Source organism: Pseudomonas sp. W2Aug9 (assembly GCF_023127755.1).
Lineage (GTDB): Bacteria > Pseudomonadota > Gammaproteobacteria > Pseudomonadales > Pseudomonadaceae > Aquipseudomonas > Aquipseudomonas synxantha_A.
On sequence record NZ_SPKL01000037.1, the window covers coordinates 310328 to 332826 of the forward strand.

Below are 22499 nucleotides of genomic sequence, written 5' to 3' on the forward strand. Positions count from 1 at the left end.
CCGGTGGCGCTGCAGCTGGGGCCGCCGCGGCTGCCCCTGCCGCCAGCAGTGAACCGGGTGATCCGGCGAAGGAAAAGCTGTATTACGATGCAGCCTTCGACCTGATCAAGGCCAAGGATTTCGATAAGGCCAGCCAGGCCTTTACCGCATTCCTGCGCAAGTACCCCAACAGCCAGTACGCGGGCAATGCCCAGTACTGGTTGGGCGAGGTCAACCTGGCAAAGGGTGATTTGCAGGGGGCAGGCCAGGCTTTTGCCAAGGTCAGCCAGCTGTACCCCAAGCACGCCAAGGTGCCGGACTCGCTGTACAAGCTCGCTGACGTAGAGCGCCGCCTGGGTCATACCGACAAGGTCAAAGGCATTCTGCAACAGGTGGTTGCCCAGTATCCGGGTACCTCCGCCGCGCAGTTGGCCCAGCGCGATCTGCAACGCTTGTAAGCAATACCGCCCGTTTAGAAGAAACCCGCGCCTGGCGCGGGTTTTTTCGTTAGAATCCACGCCCTTTTATGAAACACGCTTCCTGGGGTTGGCGCGTTGGCGCAATCCCTTGAAGTGCCTGACGGAGGCGGACAGCCTGTTTAGCTGTTACGCCCGTGGCGAATATGCAAGACACATTACGTATTACCGAAGTCTTTTACTCGTTGCAGGGTGAAACGCGCACTGCTGGCCTGCCCACCGTATTTGTACGGCTCACCGGCTGCCCATTGCGCTGCCAATACTGCGACAGCGCCTACGCCTTCAGCGGCGGCACCGTGCGCACCCTCGACGACATCCTGGAACAGGTTGCCGGCTACCGGCCGCGCTACGTCTGCGTGACGGGCGGTGAGCCATTGGCGCAACCCAATGCCATCCCACTGCTCAAACGGCTGTGTGACGCCGGCTACGAGGTCTCACTGGAAACCAGCGGCGCCCTGGACATCTCTGCGGTCGACCCGCGTGTAAGCCGGGTGGTCGACCTCAAGACCCCCGACTCCAAGGAAGCCCACCGCAACCGCTACGAGAACATCGACTTGCTGACGGCCAACGATCAGGTCAAGTTCGTCATCTGTTCCCGCGACGATTATGACTGGGCGACTTCCAAGCTGATCCAGTATGGCCTGGAGCGTCGCGCGGGCGAGGTGCTGTTCTCGCCCAGCCATCACGACCTGAATGCCCGTGAGTTGGCGGACTGGGTAGTGGCAGACAACCTGCCGGTACGCCTGCAATTGCAGCTGCATAAGTACCTGTGGAACGACGAGCCGGGGCGCTGATACGGCTGCTGCGAGAGACGTTCTGCCCACCGAATTACCGTTCAAATGCGTTTTTTCTGATTTATTTCAAATAAGGTGTTGAATAATCCTTAGAAATCAGTATTATACGCGCCACCACACAGCGGGTCGTTAGCTCAGTTGGTAGAGCAGTTGGCTTTTAACCAATTGGTCGTAGGTTCGAATCCCACACGACCCACCATTTTTGGCGGTTTAGAAAATCCGGAAGGCCCACGCAAGTGAGGATTTCCGGGTTTTTTTTTGCCTGTAATTTGGCCTGGCCGAGTCGACCTTGGGTCAGCGGCTGCTCAGATTCCCGTTGTCGTCCAGACATTCCTTAAATCAATCAAATACTCATACGCGGACCGGTGTTGGCCGAATAGTCCGGTCGTTCGTGTGCGTGTTCAATGTGTATCAAATTTGATACCGCTGGTCGGAAAACAACCAGAAACTTCAAGCGAGATCTGTTCCTATTTGATTTTTTTCGTTAGCCATCAGTTGGTTGCGTGTTTTTTATGGCTTTTCCTAAAGCTTGGTCAGATTATTGGCGAGAAAGGTGGTCGATGTTAATTTGCCACCCTTCGTAAATTCGATGGATCGAACATGTCTGCCTCACTGCCACGGACTCGGTATTCACTGAGCATTGCCCTGCTTGCCTGCCTCGCTTCCCACTGCGTGATGGCGGCGACCCTGCCGGGTGATCAGGACCTGATCCGCGAGCGGCAAAACCGCCTGTTGGAAGATCAGCAGCGCCGTCTTGAGCAGCTCAAGGAACTGCCCGGCAAAGCGGCCAGGCCCGAAGCGCCGGCAGCCCCGGTGGACAGTCGTTGCTTCCCGATCCAGACCATTGAACTCCAGGGTGCCGACCACCTGCCTGCCGCTGAACGCGAGCGTCTACTCAAACCGTACGCCGGTCAGTGCCTGGGCGTTGCACAACTCAATGCCCTGCTCAAAGACATCACCAACTACTACATCGACAAAGGCCTGGTGACCAGCCGCGCCTACTTGCCGCAGCAGGATATGTCCAAAGGGCATCTGCAAGTCCTGGTGGTGGAAGGCAAGCTTGAAGGCCTGAAGGGCGCCGACAGCAGCAAGCTGTCGGACCGCGAACTGGCCATGGCCTTTCCCGGCAAAAGCGGCGAGATATTGAACCTGCGAGAAATCGAGCAGGCTGTCGATCAACTCAACCGTTTACCGTCCAATCAGGCACAGATGGAGCTGACGCCGGGCGAGGCCGTGGGCGGCAGCTCGGTAATGGTCAAAAACAACCCGCAAAAGCCATGGCGTGCCAGCCTGTCGCGTAACAACGATGGCCAGAAAAGCACCGGCGAACAACAGTGGGGTACCGGCTTTGAATGGGACAGCCCGCTGGGCCTGGCCGATCAACTGATTCTGCGCGGCGGCCACGACGCCGTCAGCGATCACCAGAAAACCTCCAAGAACGCGATGCTGTACTACAACGTGCCCTGGGGCTGGTGGAACTTCAGCTACAGCTACAACCAGAGCGACTACCGTTCGGTCGTCCAGGGCGATGGTTTCGACTTCAAGCAAACCGGGGACAGTGAAAACCATCAGTTGCGCGCTGAGCGGGTGATCCACCGTGATGCCGTGAGCAAAACCTCGCTCAACGTCGGCCTGTCCCACCTGCGTACCAACAATTACATCGAAGACAGCCGCTTGGCCGTCAGCAGCAATCGGCTCAGCGAGTTGCAGTGGGGCATCAACCACGGTCGGCGAGTTGGCAGTGCTTTTGTCAACATTGACCTCGGTATGCAGGACGGCATTGGTTTGCTTGATGCCCAGGCCCAACATGAGCGCGATCAGAACGGCAATCGACTGGCCAACTCCCGCTACCGCAAATACACCGCCACCGTCAGCTACCTGCAACCGTTCACGCTGTGGGGCGAGTCGTTCAGTTTCACCAGCCTGGCCACCGGCCAGCGCAGTGAAGACGTGCTGTTCAGCCCCCAGCGCATGAGCCTCGGCGGCTCGGCGTCGATACGTGGCTACAAGGACCAGCAACTGACCGGCGACAGTGGCGGCTACTGGCGCAATGACCTGCGCTGGAGCCGCCCGGTGACCCTCGGTTGGCTGCGCCCGGTGTTCGGTGAATACGGTGCCAGCGTGGGCTACGACCAGGGCGTGATCCGCAACGGTCGCTACAACGGCGAAGTGCACGGCCGCGTCTCAAGCAACTCGCTTGAGCTGTTCGCCCGCGGCCAACACGTCAGTACCAGCGTGACCTTTGCCCACTCGCTGGAACGACCGGCCGCGCTATTTGAGCGTGAAGCACCGATCTACTTCCGCATGGATTTCTTCCTGTAATTCAACGCCCAGTTGCAACGAGAATTTGAAATGGATGTTCGCCAATTTGCCTTCCTGGTTCGCCAGCCTTCTGCTGCCCTGAAAAGCCGTGACGCGTTCCTCGGCCTGCCCAAACGTGGCCTGGCGCTGATCCTGGCCAATGCGCTGTTCTGGCAACCGCTGCTGGCCCAGGCCGAAGGCATCGTGGTCAGCGCCCCCGGCACCACAGTGGGCGCGGCGGGCAATGGCGTGCCGGTAGTGAACATCGCCACCCCCAATGGCAGTGGCTTGTCCCACAACCAGTTCAAGGACTACAACGTCGGCACCAACGGCGTGATCCTCAACAACGCCACCGAACGCACTCAATCGACGCAACTGGGCGGCATCATCCTGGGCAACCCGAACCTGCAGGGCCGCGCTGCCAATATCATCCTCAACGAAGTCAACGGTGGCAGCCCGAGCCAATTGCGCGGCTACACCGAAGTGGCGGGCCAGTCGGCCAAGGTCATCGTCGCCAACCCCTACGGCATCACCTGCAGTGGCTGCGGCTTCATCAACACCCCCAACGTTACCCTGACCACCGGCAAACCCATCCTCGATAACGGCCGCCTGGACCGTTACCAAGTCGATGGCGGTGCCGTGACTATCGACGGCCAGGGCTTGAACGCCAGCAACGTCGACCGCTTCGAAATCATCACCCGCTCGGCCAAGATCAATGCGCAGATCAATGCGCGCAACTTGAGCGTGGTTGCTGGGCGCAATGATGTAAATGCGCAGACCTTGAACGCCACCACCCGCGCCGATGACGGCAGTGCCAAGCCGGAGCTGGCGATTGACTCGACGGCGTTGGGTGGGATGTATGCCGGGGCGATCAAGCTGGTGGGGACTGAAGCCGGTGTGGGCGTTAAGCTCGACGGTGCGTTGATGGCCAGTGGGGGGGATATTCAGCTCGATGCCAATGGACGCTTGAGCATGGCTAATGCCAAAGCCAGCGAAGCGGTGGTGGTCAAGGCCGGTCAATTAGACGCTGCTGGGGCTGTGTATGCCGGCACGCGAATCGATCTGCAAACCACAGCGGGCCTGAACAACCAGAAAAGCCTGGCGGCCCGCGACAGTATCACCGTTACCAGCGGTGGCACGGTGGTCAACAGCGGCATCATCGAAGCCGGTGTCAACGCTGATGAAAGCCGCAATGCCAATGGCGATGTCAGCCTGCACGCGGCGAACCTGAGCAATAGCGGCAGCGTGGTTGCCAGCCGAACCCTCACCGCGACAGCCAACCAAACCTTGAACAATCAAGGTGGCACATTGAGCGGTATAGACGCCGTGGTTAACGCCGGCCAACTCGACAACCGTGGCGGTCGTGTATTGGGGAAGGACTCGCTCAAGGTCACGGCCACCGGCCTGGATAACCGCACCAATGGTCTGCTGCACAGTGAAAACAGCACCGACGTTACGGTAACCGCTGCACTGGATAACCAGAGCGGTCGCGTGATCGGCCTCAAGAACCTGGCGCTCAACGCCGGCCAACTGACTAACGATAGCGGTCTGGTTGCCAGCCAGGCGCAGGCCCGTGTAACCGCCGGGCAGTTGAGTAACCAGGCGGGTGAAATCTCTGCCAGCCAGACCACCGTGATTGCCACGAACCTGGATAACCGTTCCGGCAAATTGTTGGGCAGCAACCTCAACGTGACCGCCAGCGGTGCCATCGATAACCGCCTGGGGATTTTCTCCGCCACCAGCCTGACGGTACAGGCGGCCAGCCTGGATAACCGCGACAAAGGTTCCATCGCCAGCCAGGGCGTGATGAACCTGACCGTCGCCGGGCTGCTGGACAATCGCAATGAAGGCAACCTCGTCAGCCAGGGGGCTCATCAAATAACCGCAGGGCAGTTGAACAACAGCCAGGGCGGCCTGGTGTCCAGCAAAACTACCCTGGCGTTGCACGGCGACAGCCTGATCAACCAGGGTGGCCTGGTCATTGCCGACGGCGCGCTGACCCTCACCGGCGGCGATCTGGATAACAGCCAAGCGGGCGTGATCAGCACCAAGGCCGTAGCGCACGTGCAACTGAATCAGTTGAACAACAGCAACGGTGGCAAGTTGGGCAGCGATGGTGCGCTGACCCTCAACGCCGACCGGCTCGAAAACAGCGCCGGTCGCATCAGCGCCAAGGGCGACTTGCAGGCAACGGTCGGTGTGCTCAATCAACAAGCGGGCGAACTCGTCAGCGACGGTGCGCTGAACCTGACCGGCACGTCCCTGGATAACCGCAACGGCGGCCTTATCGCTGCCACCCACGGCGTGGACCTGCGCAGCCAGACCATCCTTAACCAGCAAGGCGAGATATCCAGCCAGGCAAAGGTGCTGGTGGTCGCCGATCAACTGAACAACACCACCGGCAAGGTGATCGGCGACAGCGGCCTGACGCTCACGGTCCAACGTCTGCTCAACCAGAGCAAAGGCCTGCTGGCGGGGCGTGAGAGCCTTGTGTTGAACGGCGCCCAACTGGATAACAGCCAGGGTGGTCGTATCAGCAGCCAAAAAGACCTGAATATCACCCTGACCGGCGACCTGCTTAACCAAGGGCAGGGCACGCTGCTCAGCGAGGGCGCGTTAACCGTCAAGGCCGGTACGCTGGACAACAGCCAGGGCGGCATTTTGTCCGCAGCCAATGCGCTGTCGATCACCACTCAGGGCCAGTTGAACAACCAGGCAGGCAAACTACTCGCCGATGGCACCGCCACGCTGGTCAGCGCTGCGCTGAACAACAGCCAGGGCGGTGTGATCAGCGCCAAGCAGCAGGTTGATGTGCGCAGTGCCGGCCTGAATAACAGCCAGCGCGGCAGTATCAGCAGTGACGCTGGTATCACCCTCAACGCAGGGCAACTGGACAACAGCCAACAAGGGTCGATCTTCGCCAAGTCAACGGTCAAGGCAACCCTGAGTGGGCTGGACCAGCATGATCGTGGCGAGCTGATCAGCAATACCAGCATCGACCTGGACTTGAGTCATGGGCAACTGATCAACCGCGACCACGGCCTGATCGCGACACCGGGCCAACTGCTGCTGAACAACCTGGGCACCGTCGACAACAGTCAGGGCGGTGAAATCTCCAGCACCCAGTCATTCCTGTTGATGGCCGATGCGCTGAATAACCGCGGCGGCAAAGTCATCAGTGGCGACAGCCTGCAGGTACGTATCGCCAAGGCGCTGGATAACAGCGTGGAAGGTGTACTGTCCGCCAAGAGCGTTCTGCAAGTGGCAGCCGACAGCCTGGACAACCAGGCCCGTGGCGCGCTCGCCAGCCGTGGTGCGCTGGACCTGAAGGTCACCGGTGTGCTGGATAACCATAACCAGGGGCAGATATCCGCCGCTACGGTTTTGACTACCACCTCAGGCTCCTTGAACAACAGCGACAAGGGCAGCCTCTCGGCCGGTGTGCTACAGACGCTCAACACCGGCGCGTTGGACAATCACCAGGGCGGGCGTATCGTCAGCGACGGTAGCCAGACAGTCACTGCCGCCAATGTGGATAACCGCGCGGGTGTGATCGGCAGTCAACAGGCGCTGAACCTGACCACTGCCAACCTTGATAACACTGCCGGGTTGATCAACAGCCAGGCGGACTTGACCCTGACCGGGCAAACAGTCGACTCAAGCCTGGATGGCGAAATCTCAGCCAAGGGCGACTTGAAGCTCATCGTCCAACAGCTGATCCAGCGTCAGGGCCGCTTGATCGGCGAACGCGCCGTAACCCTCGACCTGCAAGGCGGCAATCTCGACAACAGCGCAGGCTTGATCAGCGCCAAAGGCCCGCTGACCTTCGCGCGCCTGGCCAACCTGACCAACCGCGAACAAGGCGAAATCTCCAGTCAGACGGCGTTCACCGTAGCTGCCAAACGCATCGATAACGGTGATCGTGGGGTCATCCTCAGCGCTGATCAATTGCGTCTTGAAGCGGATACAGTGGTCAACGCCAACAAGGGCTTGATCTCCGGCTGGAATGGCCTGGCGGTAGTGGGCGGCAGCCTGGACAACAGTGCCGAAGGTACGTTGTCGAGCAAGAGCGGCACCCTGCAAACCAGCCTCACCGGCGCGTTGGATAACCACGCAGCGGGCGCTCTGGTCAGCCAGGGCAAACAAACCCTCAGCGCGGCCAGCCTGAACAATGACCAAGGGATCATCTCCGGCCAGGCCGATGTTGACCTCACCGTTGCCGGTCGCCTGGACAACGGCAACAGCGGCTTGATTTCTGCCGGTCAACAGCTGGACTTCAACAACGCCCAGAGTGAAATCCTCAACCGTGGCGGCCAGATCAGCGCGGCCAATATCTCCCTGACCGGTCAAAGCCTGGACAACAGCGGCGGGCAACTGATCAGCCAGGGCACCCTGGAAGGCACCCTCAGTGGTGCGCTGATCAACGCCAACAACGCCCGTCTGGCCAGAGGAGCAGCCTTGTTGCTGAACGCCGCCAGCCTGGATAACCGTGGCGGCCAACTGGTCAGCCAGGATCGACTCGACCTGACCCTTGCCAACGGCGACCTGGATAACAGCGCCAAAGGCACGCTCGCCAGCCAGAAAGACCTGGTCATCAAGCTGTTGGCCGGTGACATCCACAACCAGCAAGACGGCTTGATTTACAGCCAAAAAGGCAAGCTGGATCTTGCCGCTCAAGCGCTCAACAACCAAAAGGGCACGCTGCAAAGCCAGACCGAAAACCGCTTGCGCCTCAGTGGCGCCCTGAACAACCAGGGCGGTCGGGTCGACAGCCTCAGTGGCAACCTGGACCTGGAAGCGGCCAGCGTAACCAACACCGCAGGCGGCATCCTCAACAGCAGCAAGGGCTGGATCAAGCTGGTCACCGGCCTGTTCGATAACGGCAGCGGCATCACCCAGGCGCAATCGCTGGATATCACAGCCAGGGACGGGTTGCTCAACCAGATGGGGCATCTGTCGGCGCTGGGCGGTGAAAACCGCATCGTCACCAGCACCTTGAATAACCAGGGCGGCGGTGTGTATGCCGACACCTTGCTCAAAGTCACGGCCGCGAACTTCGATAACCAGGGCACTGAGGTCGGTAATGGTGGCAAGGTCGGCGCCCGCGCAATTGATTTCGGCCTGACAGGCACGCTGAGCAACAGCTATGGCCTGATTGAAAGCGACGACACCCTGCGCCTCGCCGCGCAAACCATCAACAACGTCAGCGGCAACCTGCGCGCCATGGGCCGGGTTGGCACCACTGATATTCGTACCACGGGCCTGTTCGATAACCGCTTCGGCGCGCTGGAAAGCGCCAACGAAACCCTCAACCTGCAAACCGCCAGCCTGGACAACAACGGTGGGCGCGTCGTGCATACCGGCACTGGCACGTTTGACCTGACCTCCGACCAGGTCACCCGTGCCGGTGGCAGCTTCGTCACCAACGGCCAACTGGATATCAAGGCAGCAAGCTGGACCAACAGCAGTGTGATCCAGGCCGGACGACTGAACTTGGACATTGGCCAATTCACCCAGACCGCCAGCGGCCAATTGCTCGGCGCACAAAGCCTGACCGGCACCGGCGACACCTGGACCAACGACGGCCTGCTGGCCAGTGACGGCACCCTCAAGTTGACCCTCACCGGCGGCTATAGCGGTAACGGCCGGGTCAGTAGCCTGGGCGACATGACCCTCGCCGCCGCCAACATGGACCTGGGCGAGAGCGCACGGATTGCCGGTGGCGCAATTACCCAGGTCACGAGCACCAACGTCCTGACCAATCGTGGTCGCGTGACCTCGGTAGGCGACCTGACGGTCAACGCTGGCGCCCTGAAAAACTACGGCACCCTGGGCGGCTCCGAGAATGTCCGCCTTAACGCCACGCATCTGCTCAATGAAAAAGGCCTGTTGTTCAGCGGCAAGGACATGACCTTGCGCGTCAATGACTTCAGCAACCGTTTTGGTGATGTCTACAGCCTGGGTGGCCTCGACATCGCACGCGATGATGCCAATGGGCGCAGTGCACTGATTGAAAACGTCTCCGGTACCTTGGAAAGCGACGGCAACATGCGTTTGCTGGCGGATACCCTGAGCAACCGACGCGACCAGTTCACCACGGAGAAAAGCCTGGTTTCCGGGAGCATCGGTGTCTACGGCAACGATTACTGCAAAGGTAAAGGCTGCGAACTGAGTTTCAGCGGTGTCGAAACCTATGAGGACGTCATCAAAGGCAGCTCCGCCTCCGCGTTCATCAATACCGGTGGTGATCTCACGGTAGGCAGCCAGACGTTCGATAACCTCTACAGCTCGGTATCGGCCGCTAAAAACATCCTGATCAACACCGACGTGCTGAACAACACCGGCGCTGCCGGCGGTGAGCAGCGTAATTTCGGTTACGCCTACTACACGCGTAACCGGTCGGCTTACTCATTGCTGATGAGCGAAGTCGAACAGTTCAACCGTAGCAACGATCCCAGCTCAAGTGACTATAAGCCGGGTCAGTACACGTTCGACCAGTTCATTGAGAAGACGAGGTTCTCGGACACCTTCTTCACATCACCTATCGACTACACCGTGCCCACCTCTGGCAGCGTGATCGCCCAAGCGGTGATCCAGGCAGCCGGATCGGTCACCGTTAACGCAACCAAAGAAATCAACAACAGCGTCATCCGCCCGAACGCTACCAACATCGACACCCCGGCGGCCAACCGCAACACCAACTCCGACGTATTTGCCTCCACGGTAAAACCGGCGATCACCGCACAGCTACCGCCAGACCTGGCCCAACGCCAAGTCAACCCGGTGACCTTACCCGGCTTCAGTTTGCCGACCAGCCAGAACGGCCTGTTCCGTCTCAGCGGCCAGGCAGCGAAAGGCGGAGCAGCGAGTAAAGCGGACACCGCCACCGGGGACTTTAGCGTCAACGGGCGTGTCATCACCGCCGCTGACCGCGAGAAAACCCTCGACTACACCGCCGTGCAAGAACGCGGTTTCAACCTCGACGGCCAGCCCGTCAGCGGCGCAGTCAACGGCCAGGGCCCGTTGGTCCTGGACGGCCGCACACCCTCGATCACCCGCGTGCAAGGCCTGCCGGAAATCGCCCCGGTGGATAACAGCCACAAATACCTGATCGAAACCAACCCGGCGCTCACCGACCTCAAGCAGTTCATGAGCTCCGACTACCTGCTCGGCAAACTCGGCTACAACCCCGACGCCAGCTGGAAGCGCCTGGGCGACGGCCTGTACGAGCAACGCCTGATCCGCGAAGCCGTGGTGGCCCGCACCGGCCAGCGCTACATCAACGGCATCGCCAGCGATGACCAGCTGTTCCGCTACCTGATGGACAACGCCATCTCCTACAAGGACTCGCTCAACCTGCAACTGGGCGTATCCCTCACCGCCGAGCAAGTCGCGGCGCTGACCCACGACATCGTGTGGATGGAAGAAGCCGAGGTCAACGGCCAGAAAGTCCTGACCCCCGTGCTCTACCTGGCCCAGGCCAACAACCGCCTGGCCCCCAACGGCGCGCTGATCCAGGGCCAGGACGTGAGCCTGATCACCGGCGGCGACCTGCACAACAGCGGCACCCTGCGCGCCACCAACAACCTGAACATGGTCGCCGGCAACATCGACAACAGCGGCCTGATGCAAGCCGGCAACCGCCTGGAAATGCTCGCCACCGACTCGATCCGCAACAGCCGTGGCGGCATCATCAATGGCCGCGACATCAGCGCCACCGCCGTGACCGGCGACATCATCAATGAGCGCACCGTCACCACCTTCAAACAGGAAGGCCAGGGCTATCAACTGCGCAACGACGTGGCCAGCGAAGCCTCACGCTTCGAAGCCACCGACACGCTCAAGCTGAACGCCGGGCGCGATGTGCTCAACGTTGGCAGCAACCTCAAGGCCGGTGGCAACGCCAGCGTGAGCGCAGGGCGGGACGTGCTGATCGCCAGCCAGACCGAACAGGACGACTACGCCTACCAACGCCGCCGCATCAGCGGCACCGAGCAAACCATCCTGCAACACGCCTCCGGTGTGGACGTGGGCGGCAACCTCGCCATCGACGCCCGCCGCGACGTTGCAGTGGTCGCCAGCACCGTCAGCGCTGCCAAAGACCTTAGCGTCAAAGCCGGCGAAAACCTGACCCTGGCCGCCGCCGCCAACGAACAGCACGATTACTCCAAAGGCAAAAAAGGCGGTACCAAAACCACTACTCAACTGGACGACGTCACCCAACAAAGCGCCGAACTCAAAGCCGGCGGCGACCTGATCGCCATTGCTGGCACCGACCTCACGCTAGTCGCCAGCAAAATCAGCGCGGGCAATGAAGCCTATGTGCATGCGGATAACGAACTGCAAATGCTGGCGGCGCAGGACAGCCACTACTCGCTGTATGACATGAGCAAGAAGGGCAGTTGGGGCAGCAAGAAGACTCAGCGTGATGAAGTGACCGATGTGAAGAATGTCGGGAGCGAGATCAAGACTGGGGGGGATTTGACGCTGGAGAGTGGTGGGGATCAGAAGTATCAGGCGGCGAAGCTTGAGAGTGGTGGGGATATTGCGATTGTCAGTGGCGGGGCGGTGACGTTTGAGGCGGTGAAGGATCTGCATGACGAGAGCCACACCAAGAGCAAGAGTGACATGGTGTGGACGAGCTCCAAAGGCAAAGGCAACACCGACGAGACGCTACGTCAGACGCAGATGATTGCGCAAGGTAGCGTCGTGATTAAAGCGGTCGATGGTTTGAAGATTGATATCAAGCACATTGATCAGCACACCGTCAGCCAAACCATTGATGTGATGGTTAAGGCCGACCCGCAACTGGCTTGGTTGAAAGAAGCCGAGCAGCGCGGGGACGTGGATTGGCGCAAGGTCCAAGAAGTTCACGATAGCTTCAAGTACAACAACTCAAGCCTGGGTGGTGGCGCGGCGTTGGTCATCGCCATCATTGTCACTTACTTCACCTGGGGCGCTGGAGCGGGTCTTGTGGGAGCGGCGTCTACTACAACAACCGGTCTCGTTGCGAACTCGGTGGTTACTGCGGTCGCAGTCAAAGGCGCGACAAGTACCATCAACAACAAAGGGAACTTAGGCGATATTGCCAAGGATGTGACGTCGGGCGATAGCCTGAAAGGCTATGCAATCGCAGGGCTCAGTGGGGCGATAGCGAAGTTTGCCGGCGTCACCGGTGAATTCACTGCCGCAGACCTTGGGAGGCAATTGGCGGTCAACTCGGCGCTGAGAACTGTCACCAATGGCGGCAGTTTTACTAAGAATATCGGACAAGCAGCTATTGATCTGACTGCCAGCGTTCTCTCTGGAATGATTTATGAGCGTGTGGGGACCGAACTCGTTGGTTCCAACCTTTCCACTAAGGTGGCAGTGCATGCGATTGTCGGAGGATTAATCGCCGAAGCGGCAGGAGGAGATTTCGCTTCTGGTGCTATTGCTGCTGGCGCGAATAAAGCCCTGATACAAACGTTCGGTGAGAAGTTATTCCCTGGCGAGGCTCACGATCGCGTGTTGGCCATGACTTCCCAGCTAATCGGAATGACGGTTGCGGCAGGTGTGGGTGGGAGTGCAAAAGACCAGGAGGTAGCGGGGTGGGTAGCGCAGCAGGGCACAATTTATAACGAGCTGCAGCACAAGGAGGTTGAAGCGCTCATTGGTGAGGCTAAAACCTGTACTGCAACAGACAGTTGCAGGGACGTCATCAATAAATATGCTGATTTGAATGAGGCTAACGAAAAACGCCTGAATGCTATTTGTGAAAGCGATCCTGCTAAGTGCAAGGAAGCTTATGGCGACTGGGTGGCGAGCTATGACAAAACCCATGAGATGATTTCTCAAGTACGAGCCCACGGTGACCTACCTGATGAGGTGGAACGCATGCTGGGGGCAGTTGACTTGCTGAACGTCAACTCCCGATTGAAGGTGGTTGGTGTAGGCATTGTCGATGGTGCTTTGCAGGCAGCGAGTAACGCGGCTGGGGAAGCAGGCGTTGACATAGCCCCTGAGACGGTGGGTATGCTTTCCAAGTGGACAGCTATGCTGTTTGGAGTTAAAAAAGCGGGCGGTGCAAATGCAAAGCCACTGGTAACTAAAGGAAGCGATGTAACTCCAGAAATTATCCAGAAAGCACTGAGGGATGACAAAACTATTAGTGCGCAAGATGGTGTTTCTCTGCCAATGATTCAACGGTACGTTGATAGGCTCCTTAAAGGGGATGTTGCTCCACCAATTAAAATGGATGGCAATGTTATTGTGGATGGGAATCATAGATATATTGCAGCTAAAATACTTGGTAAGGAGCCTGAGATAGATCCTGGTGTGTTGACTAGCTACAAAGCTAGTAAGAAAAGGCCAACCGTTAATCTTGAGATTTCACCTTTAGATTGGGATAACAGATGATTACTGTAAGGTTTGAGACGGGTGACAATTTACAGCTTCCTATTGAAAGCTTTGTCGGAGCGGATCTTAAGGGGATAGATTTTCATCGTGCTATATTTGAGTATCTGGATTTTAGTCGGGCTGATTTTACAGGTGGTGATCTGAGGAATTCCGTTTTTTATTTTTCTGTGTTAGATCATGTGTGCATGGAAAATGTTTCAATGGTTAATGCAATATTGACAGGGTCTAGAATGAGGGGGAGTAATTTGTCTGGGGCGTTACTAATGTATTCTGATTTCTCTAATGTGGATTTAGGCTTGGCAAATTTAAAGGGCGCTAATGTAGATGGTTGCGACTTTCGAGGCGCTGATTTTTCCGGGGCGGATGTCAGTGTTGTTGGGTTGGAAGCGTGTAAGCTTCAGGGGGGGGTATATAATAATTTAACTAAGTGGCCAGAAGGCTTCAGTCCAGGAGTTTATGGGTTGTTAAGAAAGTAAAAGGAAATGTTTTTTTGTTTGAGGTTCTGGAAGTGAGAGCTAAAGAAGACTTGGAAAAAAAGGGGACAGATTTGAATGGCACTTACTTAACCTTCTTCGGATGCCCATTCTCGCGTACCTCGGCCCTTGCCAGCCTTCGTGCCTGCATCAGCATGGGGTAAGGCTTGGGTCTTCGTTTTACAGCGCGGGGCTCGATTCTACCGGGTCGATTTCCAACACGTTTTCGGGCAATCAATTTGAGCAGGCTCAACACGTCCTCGTCGTCTTCTCCCGCTCCGTAATGCCTCAGTGCAAGGCATAGCTGAAGGCTATGTTTGAAGCTCAGCTCTCGCGGTAAACAATCCTCCAATAGCGCCGATTGGGCCATGATCATCCGAATCAGATTATGCGCCAGCAGATACACCCATAACTCTTTGACGGCCATGGCAGGCGTCTTGCAGCTCAGCGTTTCAAGCCCCAGCGTTGTCTTGAGATTGCGCAGATCCAACTCAGCATGCCAACGGTCCTTGTACAGAGATTTCAGCCCAGCCTTGGGCGCTTGCTGTGGGCAGTTCAAGGTGGTCACCAGGATTTTTCCACCGGTTTTCAGTTCACGTACTGTCAGTGTTTGCGGTGCATCGTCGTAGTACGTCTGGCTCATCCAGGAGGGTCGTTGTGGGGGCTTTTTCAGCTCAACCAAATGATCTTCCGGACCCAACGATTGCCCAAGTTGAAAGTCGGTACTGCGCCGCCTGGCGCCGTATTGTTCGAACACACCATCGATCCCGCGACGTTGCAGTTCGCACAGCAAAAAGTACGTCGCGTAGTAGGCATCACCCAGCACAATGTCGCCTCGGTTCAGCGTGTCGAGCATCGTTCTGAGAAGTGTTTGTTCATCACCACCTTTGCCTCGAAAGCGTCCCAGCGAGGCGTCTAAAACGGAACCGCTGGCCAGGCAAATAATCCCAACCAAACGGCAGATGGGGAAACCCAGCCCGGGCTTCTGACCACGAGATTGCGGATAAGCCTCTTGGTTGGCGGCGGTGTCCGGCAGGGTCACCGTGGTGCCATCCACGAGGCGCACCGGGCGACCCATCCAGCGCCATGCCGCTGGCGCGTTGTGACTCATCGCAGATCCCGTGGAGCGCAACAATGTTGACACCATCTCTACCGGCAACCGCGCCCGTGCTTTGCAATAAGCGCCGGTGTGTACGCTGCTGGGCTTTAACCCATTGCAAGAGCGTTTGATTGAAAAGTCGTTCACGGCATTCTGGCAAGAGCGGTCTGCATTCATGGCCTGGGCTAGAAACATCGACAGTGTTTCGGTGGGCGGGAACAGCCGTTGACGATGCTTGGGCATCATTGACTCGACACGCTGAAGCAGCTCTGGATCGGCGAGCAGCTTGAAGAATGCATGGGCATTGCTGTTTTTTGCGTGCTGATGAGCGCGCTGCTGTTGATGCCTGACGATTTGACGTCTACGATTCACGCGGGCTGTCCTTGTTCGAGTGGTGTGTGTTCGCAACTATCACCGTAGACCAAGGACGGCCTTTTTTTCATTTTTTTGCAGCTGAATCAGCTAGTTAGCTGTTAAGTAAGTGCCATTCAAATCTGCCCCCTTTTTTCCTCTTCGTTAAGGGCGATTTAGTATTGGTGAGAGAGTGTTTTATTCGGAGGCGTTTAGCAGTTGTTGGAGCTCTCCGCTTGCATGCATGTCTATTATGATATCCCTCCCGCCAATAAACTCTCCCTTGACGTAGAGTTGCGGGATGGTAGGGTAGTTGGAATAATCCTTTATTCCTTGTCGTAGCTCGTCGTCTTCAAGAACGTCAACTGTGTGTATCTTGGTTGGATCTAAGCAGGTCTCCAACATTTGAATGGCTTTTGCACTGAAACCATCCATAGGGTACTGTGCGGAACCTTTCATAAACAGAACGATATTGTGGCTTTGTACAATATCATCGATTCTTGTGTGTATGTTCATTACGGAACCTGTTTGAAAGATTTATAAAGTTTCCGGTGTATCAATAGGGGGATATGTTGCACGTATTCATATAGAGATTTATAGTCGTGTTTTTACTTGGTGGATACTGTCAAGTATGACAGTTGCTTGGTATATTTTGTTATGGGTTTAGAGGTATTTAGAAGTTTTGAATATAAAAGGGAGTGACTGGCGGAAGTTAAATCTAAAGCCCTAGGTGGAGTTGCGGTGAGCGTCGCAGCTGAAATACGTATCTTTAGTTGTCAACATCCCTTCCTCGTAGAAAAAGGGGACAGATTTTTTTTCCATGTCTAGTCCTGAAATAGGTTCACCCTGCCAGACAAACCCCGCGCACTCGTCAAAAATATGCGCCAATGCATTTACATATTTGCGTATATGCATATTCGCGTCTAGGGTTACCTCGAGCCAGATCGCAACGCCCCCATCAAATATGGGCCACCTTGAACGTCGATAGCTCAGCAACACCGCTACACGTTTACCAGCAGGACGCTGGTTTTCACTCATGGAGGATTGAAAAATGTTATCCACTGAAACAACTCGACTCACCGGCGACACACCGCCCAATTGCCTGGTCGGTCATCTGATCGATCCGCAACTGGTCGAAGTCAAAGCGGCTGCTCAGCCCCAAGCAATGGCTGCCGCCAGTCTCAATTTCAGCATGCAGAGACAAACCCAGAGCAATTGGTGCTGGGCGGCGCTCTCTGCCTCGGTCGGCAACTACTACGGCACCGGGTCCTGGACCCAGTGCGGTGTAGCCAGCAGCGAGCTTGACCGCAACTGCTGCAATCAACCTGGACCGTGCAACGTCTACGGCTATCTGGATTCCGCCTTACGAACCACGCGCAGCTACAACGGCGTGAATCAAGGCTCGTTGCAAATGTCGGCCATCCAGAGCCAGATCAACAGGGGCCGCCCCATCGGTTTGCGTTGTGCCTGGTACGGTGGCGGTGCGCACTTTTTGGTGATCTATGGGACCAACGGCAACTACCTGTTGATCGCAGATTCGATCTACGGTTACTCGACCCGTGCGTTGAACGCGTTCCCCGGTTCGTACAACGGCGGCGGCAATTGGACCAACACTTACTTCACCGTAAAAAACTGAGGAGGGCTGCATCATGCAACTGATTTATCCAAAGGCGCCCTCAAACGGCGTACAGACACTGCGTCCGGCGTTGCAAGCCGCGCTGCAAACCCAGGGCCTGGGGCGCAATCACTCATTCGCGGCCGCCGCACCGGGCAACATCAGGCTTAGCGAAGCCTATCGTGGCTACTCGCTCACCCTCGAGGATTTGACTCAGGGTAAAGGTCTGAAAGACGCTGAGGTCGGCGATTGGCATTACTTGGTGTTTGCCGATGGCGTGACGATTGCGGATGCGCAATTGGCCGACGTAGGCGGGCATGTCGAGTTCGCCTCGCTCAACCACGGGCCCCTGGCTGCGGCGACGGTAGATGCGCTGAAAATGGCGGAACAGTCTCCGCAATTGCAAGGTAAAACCGTTGAGCTGCGAGTGCTGTTCATCTCGGCATTGCACGTTGTGGCAATCTGGCTGCACGCAGACAGCGAAGATGTTCTGATCCCGATTGAGCCGACCCCCAAGGAACTGGCGGTCACTCAGTTGTACAGTGAGGCGGCGCTGCTCATGCTGCTCAAACCGGCGGCTGATCAGGCCCGTAAGCGCTTCGACGCGGACACCAGTGGACTGTTGGGCAGTTGATCAACCCTTAGGTAATCACCGGACACTGTCCGGGTTTGCCTTGTAAATAAAGGCGCCGCCTGTAAAAAGGCGGCGTTGAATGGAGTTTTTCCATGATTCGTGCACCTTGGGGAAATAAGCAGTATTGGGATGATCATGAGGCAAAAGATCTGCAATGGATTGAGCGTGTCAGTAAGATTCTGTCGGAGCCTTCGGCTAATCCCGTATATAGAGCGCAATTTACATTCGACTTTGCCAAAGATAATTTGCGTGCGGCTATACGGGGCTACTCGAGTGGTGGAAATATTACGACGATTGCAACATTCTTCCCCGGCGTTCTGGATGCATGGGAAATTTCCAACCGAGAGTCCGACAAAATATGCGCTGAAAATGATCTTAAGACTTGCCGAGACTGGACCTTCGAACTAACCGATTTAAACCATTACATCTATTGTTTCTGGTTGGTGGGGCTAGCGCTTACTCTGGAGATTCCCGATGAGCAGTGGCTTCGATTGGTTGCGTTAATAGGTGATGGGGGGCAGGACATTCTGCTGGATCGGATCATTGCGTACCGCCAACCAGAGCGGGAAATTGGGGAGAAGCTGCTACACGCCAAGCCATATGTGAGACTGCTCAAGGCAATTGATGCGCAACAGGCGCAGCAAGCAACTCTACTGCTGGCGTTCGTGGAGCATTGGTATCCAGAGCTGAACAGGCGCGGTAAACAGCAACCGTGGTGGTACATTTATGGTGATCCGGTAATGCACCCACTTGAGATGGGAAGCTACTTCGGCCGCTGGTGTTTTGAGGCGGTCGCCGCCGTGAAAGTATTTGGGCTTGAGGACAGCGATTGCATTGGGCACGAGCACTATCCGGGTGATTTGCTACATCCCAATGAGAAAGTGATACCAACACCTAATTCAAGTGCCGAGTCTGGGTGGTGGGGGCGGTTGCTGGGGCTGAAAAGCCGTAAAGACAGCAAAAGGCATTAGTATTGGTGTGGCAGTGGGAGAAGGGGATATGGTCTCCAATCCGAAATAGGCTTACACCTGTTTCGGGACTAAATATCCTTTTATCCGTCATCTTGCTATATGGCGTGAAGCTAGCGCTGTTTATTCTTTTTTATTAAAAGTCTCGGTATGTATAATAAAGAGAAGTATGAGATCAAGGTAATAAAGTAAATGATAAATAGCACGCCCGAAGAGAATATTGCATATGTGAATAGGTGTGTGCCAAACAATCGCCATTTCAAGTTGTGAGCCGCCAGATCATGCGGGTAAAAATAGCTCACGGATACGATCATATAGATAAAGCTCGATAAAACTATCAAGCCGAACAGATATTTGCTGATGGTCATGTTTGCATATTGATCGGCATCGATGATCATCCCCTTGCGGACCTTCAAGAAAAAGATCACCGCAAATATCGGTCCGAGCAAGCCAATGTAGTTTGTTATGACTGTGGAGCTGAAAGGGAAGTTAGACGACCAAAACCCTACCACGCCGAGCAGGTAGGTGTTTATGAAGCTTTCAATATTTATATAGGGCGCGGATGTGGCCTTTGCAGGAAATAAAAAAGCTAGGAAAAATATAGGTGCCATGGTCATTGCAATGAATAAATAGGGCAGAGGTATGCACTGTTTGATTGACTTGTTCATTGCTCGGAAATCCTGTTGTACGATTTTTAATCCTAACACGCTGGGCCCGGACAAGACTCGGCTCGCCCGGACCCTTTGTTTTAGTTAAGAATCAGGTTGTTGATCTCATCGACTTTGGCTGCATCAAAATAGGCAGCGGTGGCTGCCATCATCAAGGCCACCACGACGACTCCAGCGGCAGCCGACGCAAAAACAGGAAAGAAGAACGCCATGCTGGTGGCGAGCAAAATTCCAGCACCTGTGCCGACTGCCATCGCTTCAAGTTCAAGCATCAGAGGCTTCCAGTCGCCGGTTTGAAAACCGGAAACGGTTTTCTCGCGGATGGCTTCTGCTTGTACGACTTTACCGACCACACCGAATGCTTTGCCCAAACGGGTGATGTTATCCGCAAAGGTCGCCTTATCCAGTGCATTCAGCGCATCGACCACTGCTTGGGTGTCCAACGCATTCAGTTTCATAGCGGGGTTAGCGCTGATTTTCTCAAAGGTCGCCATTGCTTCTGCATAACTTCTGACTTTCTTGCCAGCGATCTCAGCTTGCATGTCTTGGGCGACTTTGCTCAAGTTGGCACCATATTTTTGAAGCATTTGTTCGTTGGCGGTCGATACGAAGCTGACAGCGTCTGTATAGGCAGCCTTTTCATCGGGTGTGAGCTCTTTGGTAACGGTAACTGCGGTTTCGCCTTTGATCACGACCTCAAAGGGCATAGCGCCATGAGCGTCAAATACGCTTTGAAGCGTATTTGCAGCCGCTTCGCCGATGGCCGCTTTGAAACCGGCAGGCATCGAATCGTAGGTGTGGTTGGCGGCGGATACGGAGCCGTTAAATTGATAACTACCGTCCTGACCCTTATTGAGGGTGCCTTGCAAGGTCAGGGAAAGATTGTCTATCCACGTTGCAAGCTGCCAGGACGTGGCGTCTGGCGTAAAAGGAATATTGCCAATGGAAATCGGCGACGTTCCAATTGGCGCTGAGGCTAGAACATCATTGAACACAGCGCTTGAGATGCTCGGTGAGTTCAGCCCGAATAGGTTGATTGAGGTTTCGGTTGGAGTACCTTTGCCGTAAAGAAAGTGTCCAACGGCCGCGACCGGAGTCAGGTCTCCGCCCGAGAGGCCTGGAGAGGAGGTTACGCCACCTGATTGGAAATATTGCTGGGCGTAATTCAAACCATGGCCAGAAGTCAGGCCCGGATTAAAGTAAAGGTAGCTATCTGCAAACGGCACCGATTGCAAATCATGGACGATCCCTGGCGCTGGCCCTCCTGTCATTCCCCAGGTGACCTGTTCGTTGGCGATTTTGATTAGCATCTCGCGCCACAACCCCTGGCGATAATAAGCAAAGCGTTCCAGCATCTGCCCTTGGAACACAACCGCCGGGTTCGGCGCGGGAAACGGCAGGCCTCCAGGATTTGCCGGGTAACCGGGCTCGGTGGCAGTGACGACGATGGGTGGAAGAACGATAGTCATGAGTCGATATCCTTATCGATATATATTTCGGTCAATTGTTGGGAATTACCCCTCTGGCTCGGCCTCGCCGCGCTGCTCGGCGGTAGCGATGAATCGGCATAAGATGAGGCCTGCTGATACTGTGTATCCATACAGTGAGGTTTTCAAGGCGAAAATATGCATTTGTGCATTTTTTCTGATGTACGGGTTATTTCCGCACTCAAGACGCGCCGAACGCTCCTGGCGGTCTGCCCTAGAAAGGAGAAACGATATGATGCCCACAGCCTCTTCCTGCAACTGCCGACATAGCGCGCTTCTCTCAAAACGAGCAAACGCCGCGATGGCCTGCTGAAATGAACGCGCCTACCGCATTAGCTGCGCTCGCCGCTAACTATGGACACGGCCACATCGTGGCGCCCCATCGACATGACGAGGGCCAGCTCGTTTATGCCATCAACGGTGTGATGCTGGTGTCGGTGGAGGCGACCGCCTGGGTGGTGCCTTCCGGGCATGCACTGTGGGTGCCCTCGGGGCTGGAGCATCAGATCCGCATGACCGGTGAAGTGCGTATGCGCACCTTGTTGATCTCGCCGGGGGCGCATCGTGGCTTGACGACGGAGTGCGAGGTCATCAGGGTTTCGCCGCTGTTGCGTGAGCTGATTATCGCTGCCGGGGATAAGCTCGACAGTGAGGCGGCATTGGTGCGCCACGCACAGATTGTCGAGTTGATTTTCTCGGAGCTCGACAGGGCACAAAGGGTGCTGGCGCATGTGCCGATTCCGGATGAGCCGAGGCTCAAGTTGTTGTGTGCGGGCTTTATCGACAACCCTTCCCAGGAATCGACACTGGAGAGTTGGGCGCTACAGCTCAATATGAGTTCGCGCACCTTGGCGCGGCTGTTCCGGAAGGAGTTGGGCATGAGTTACGGCGAATGGCGCAAGCGCACGCGGCTGTTGCTCAGCATGCAGCGGCTGGCCTGTGGTGTGTCGATCCTGGAAGTGGCGCTGGAGCATGGTTATCAGAGCCCGAGTGCGTTTACTGCGATGTTCAAGCGCACTATGGGTTACCCCCCGAGTAACTGTCGATTGGTGTGATTTGACTTGGCGATAGGCTTCCCTGTCAGCCTCGGTTCAAATGTGGGAGGGGGCTTGCCCCCGATGGCGGTAGGTCAGTTACAGATTTGCTAACTGATACTCCCTCATCGGGAGCAAGCCCCCTCCCACATTTGCCCCGAGTACTGCCAAGCCACCCCGCACCTTGTCCCAATCAAAACGATGGTTGTCCGGAACTCGAGA

General features: G+C 56.4%; 13 protein-coding genes and 1 tRNA gene. 10 read left to right on the plus strand and 4 right to left on the minus strand.

What is annotated here, in order from left to right; genetic code table 11:
• The 6 genes from ybgF to E3O56_RS26035 form a co-directional block, all read left to right on the plus strand.
• Positions 1 to 437, plus strand: a 437-nt coding sequence (gene ybgF, locus E3O56_RS26010) for a tol-pal system protein YbgF (protein ID WP_248129176.1), incomplete at its 5' end; no start/stop codon positions are given.
• 164 nt (positions 438 to 601) lie between these two features.
• Positions 602 to 1249: a 7-carboxy-7-deazaguanine synthase QueE gene (gene queE, locus E3O56_RS26015; protein ID WP_020302705.1), complete on the plus strand. Its 648-nt coding sequence runs from the start codon at positions 602 to 604 to the stop codon at positions 1247 to 1249.
• 123 nt (positions 1250 to 1372) lie between these two features.
• Positions 1373 to 1448: transfer RNA gene (locus tag E3O56_RS26020), tRNA-Lys, on the plus strand.
• A gap of 401 nt (positions 1449 to 1849) precedes the next feature.
• On the plus strand, positions 1850 to 3571 hold the full coding sequence (locus tag E3O56_RS26025) for a ShlB/FhaC/HecB family hemolysin secretion/activation protein (RefSeq protein WP_103734714.1): 1722 nt from the start codon (positions 1850 to 1852) through the stop codon (positions 3569 to 3571).
• 30 nt (positions 3572 to 3601) lie between these two features.
• Complete coding sequence (locus E3O56_RS26030; RefSeq protein WP_248129177.1) at positions 3602 to 13948, plus strand: filamentous hemagglutinin N-terminal domain-containing protein; 10347 nt, start codon at positions 3602 to 3604, stop codon at positions 13946 to 13948.
• The gene (locus tag E3O56_RS26035; protein WP_081883329.1) at positions 13945 to 14424 is read left to right on the plus strand and encodes a pentapeptide repeat-containing protein; all 480 of its coding nucleotides are present in this window, start codon (positions 13945 to 13947) and stop codon (positions 14422 to 14424) included. The genes E3O56_RS26030 and E3O56_RS26035 overlap by 4 nt, the downstream gene beginning before the upstream one ends.
• An 82-nt stretch (positions 14425 to 14506) precedes the next feature.
• Here E3O56_RS26035 and E3O56_RS26040 read toward each other — a convergent pair whose 3' ends face one another.
• Complete coding sequence (locus E3O56_RS26040) at positions 14507 to 15892, minus strand: IS4 family transposase (protein ID WP_248129178.1); 1386 nt, start codon at positions 15890 to 15892, stop codon at positions 14507 to 14509.
• Between the two features lie 177 nt (positions 15893 to 16069).
• The gene (gene grxD, locus E3O56_RS26045) at positions 16070 to 16387 is read right to left on the minus strand and encodes a Grx4 family monothiol glutaredoxin (protein WP_103734715.1); all 318 of its coding nucleotides are present in this window, start codon (positions 16385 to 16387) and stop codon (positions 16070 to 16072) included.
• A 535-nt stretch (positions 16388 to 16922) separates the two neighbouring features.
• On the opposite strand from grxD, the gene E3O56_RS26050 reads away from it, so the two are divergent.
• The 3 genes from E3O56_RS26050 (at position 16923) to E3O56_RS26060 (ending at position 19091) form a co-directional block, all read left to right on the plus strand.
• Positions 16923 to 17507, plus strand: coding sequence for a papain-like cysteine protease family protein (locus E3O56_RS26050; RefSeq protein WP_248129179.1), 585 nt, complete (start codon positions 16923 to 16925; stop codon positions 17505 to 17507).
• Positions 17508 to 17520: 13 nt separating this feature from the next.
• Positions 17521 to 18120 (plus strand): hypothetical protein, encoded by a 600-nt coding sequence (locus E3O56_RS26055; RefSeq protein WP_103734717.1) that lies wholly within the window; start codon positions 17521 to 17523, stop codon positions 18118 to 18120.
• 92 nt (positions 18121 to 18212) lie between these two features.
• Entirely contained in the window at positions 18213 to 19091 is an 879-nt protein-coding gene (locus tag E3O56_RS26060) for a PoNe immunity protein domain-containing protein (protein WP_148852621.1), read from the plus strand.
• A 110-nt stretch (positions 19092 to 19201) separates the two neighbouring features.
• On the opposite strand, the gene E3O56_RS26065 is transcribed toward E3O56_RS26060, so the two are convergent.
• Together E3O56_RS26065 and E3O56_RS26070 are read right to left on the minus strand one after the other, a co-directional pair.
• The gene (locus E3O56_RS26065) at positions 19202 to 19756 is read right to left on the minus strand and encodes a hypothetical protein (RefSeq protein WP_248129180.1); all 555 of its coding nucleotides are present in this window, start codon (positions 19754 to 19756) and stop codon (positions 19202 to 19204) included.
• 80 nt (positions 19757 to 19836) lie between these two features.
• The gene (locus E3O56_RS26070) at positions 19837 to 21225 is read right to left on the minus strand and encodes a lipid II-degrading bacteriocin (RefSeq protein WP_032879713.1); all 1389 of its coding nucleotides are present in this window, start codon (positions 21223 to 21225) and stop codon (positions 19837 to 19839) included.
• A 332-nt stretch (positions 21226 to 21557) separates the two neighbouring features.
• Between E3O56_RS26070 and E3O56_RS26075 the strand changes: the two genes are divergently transcribed.
• Positions 21558 to 22298 carry a helix-turn-helix transcriptional regulator gene (locus E3O56_RS26075; protein WP_103734721.1) on the plus strand — a complete coding sequence of 247 codons (741 nt, stop codon included), beginning with the start codon at positions 21558 to 21560 and terminating at the stop codon, positions 22296 to 22298.
• Positions 22299 to 22499: the final 201 nt, after the last annotated feature.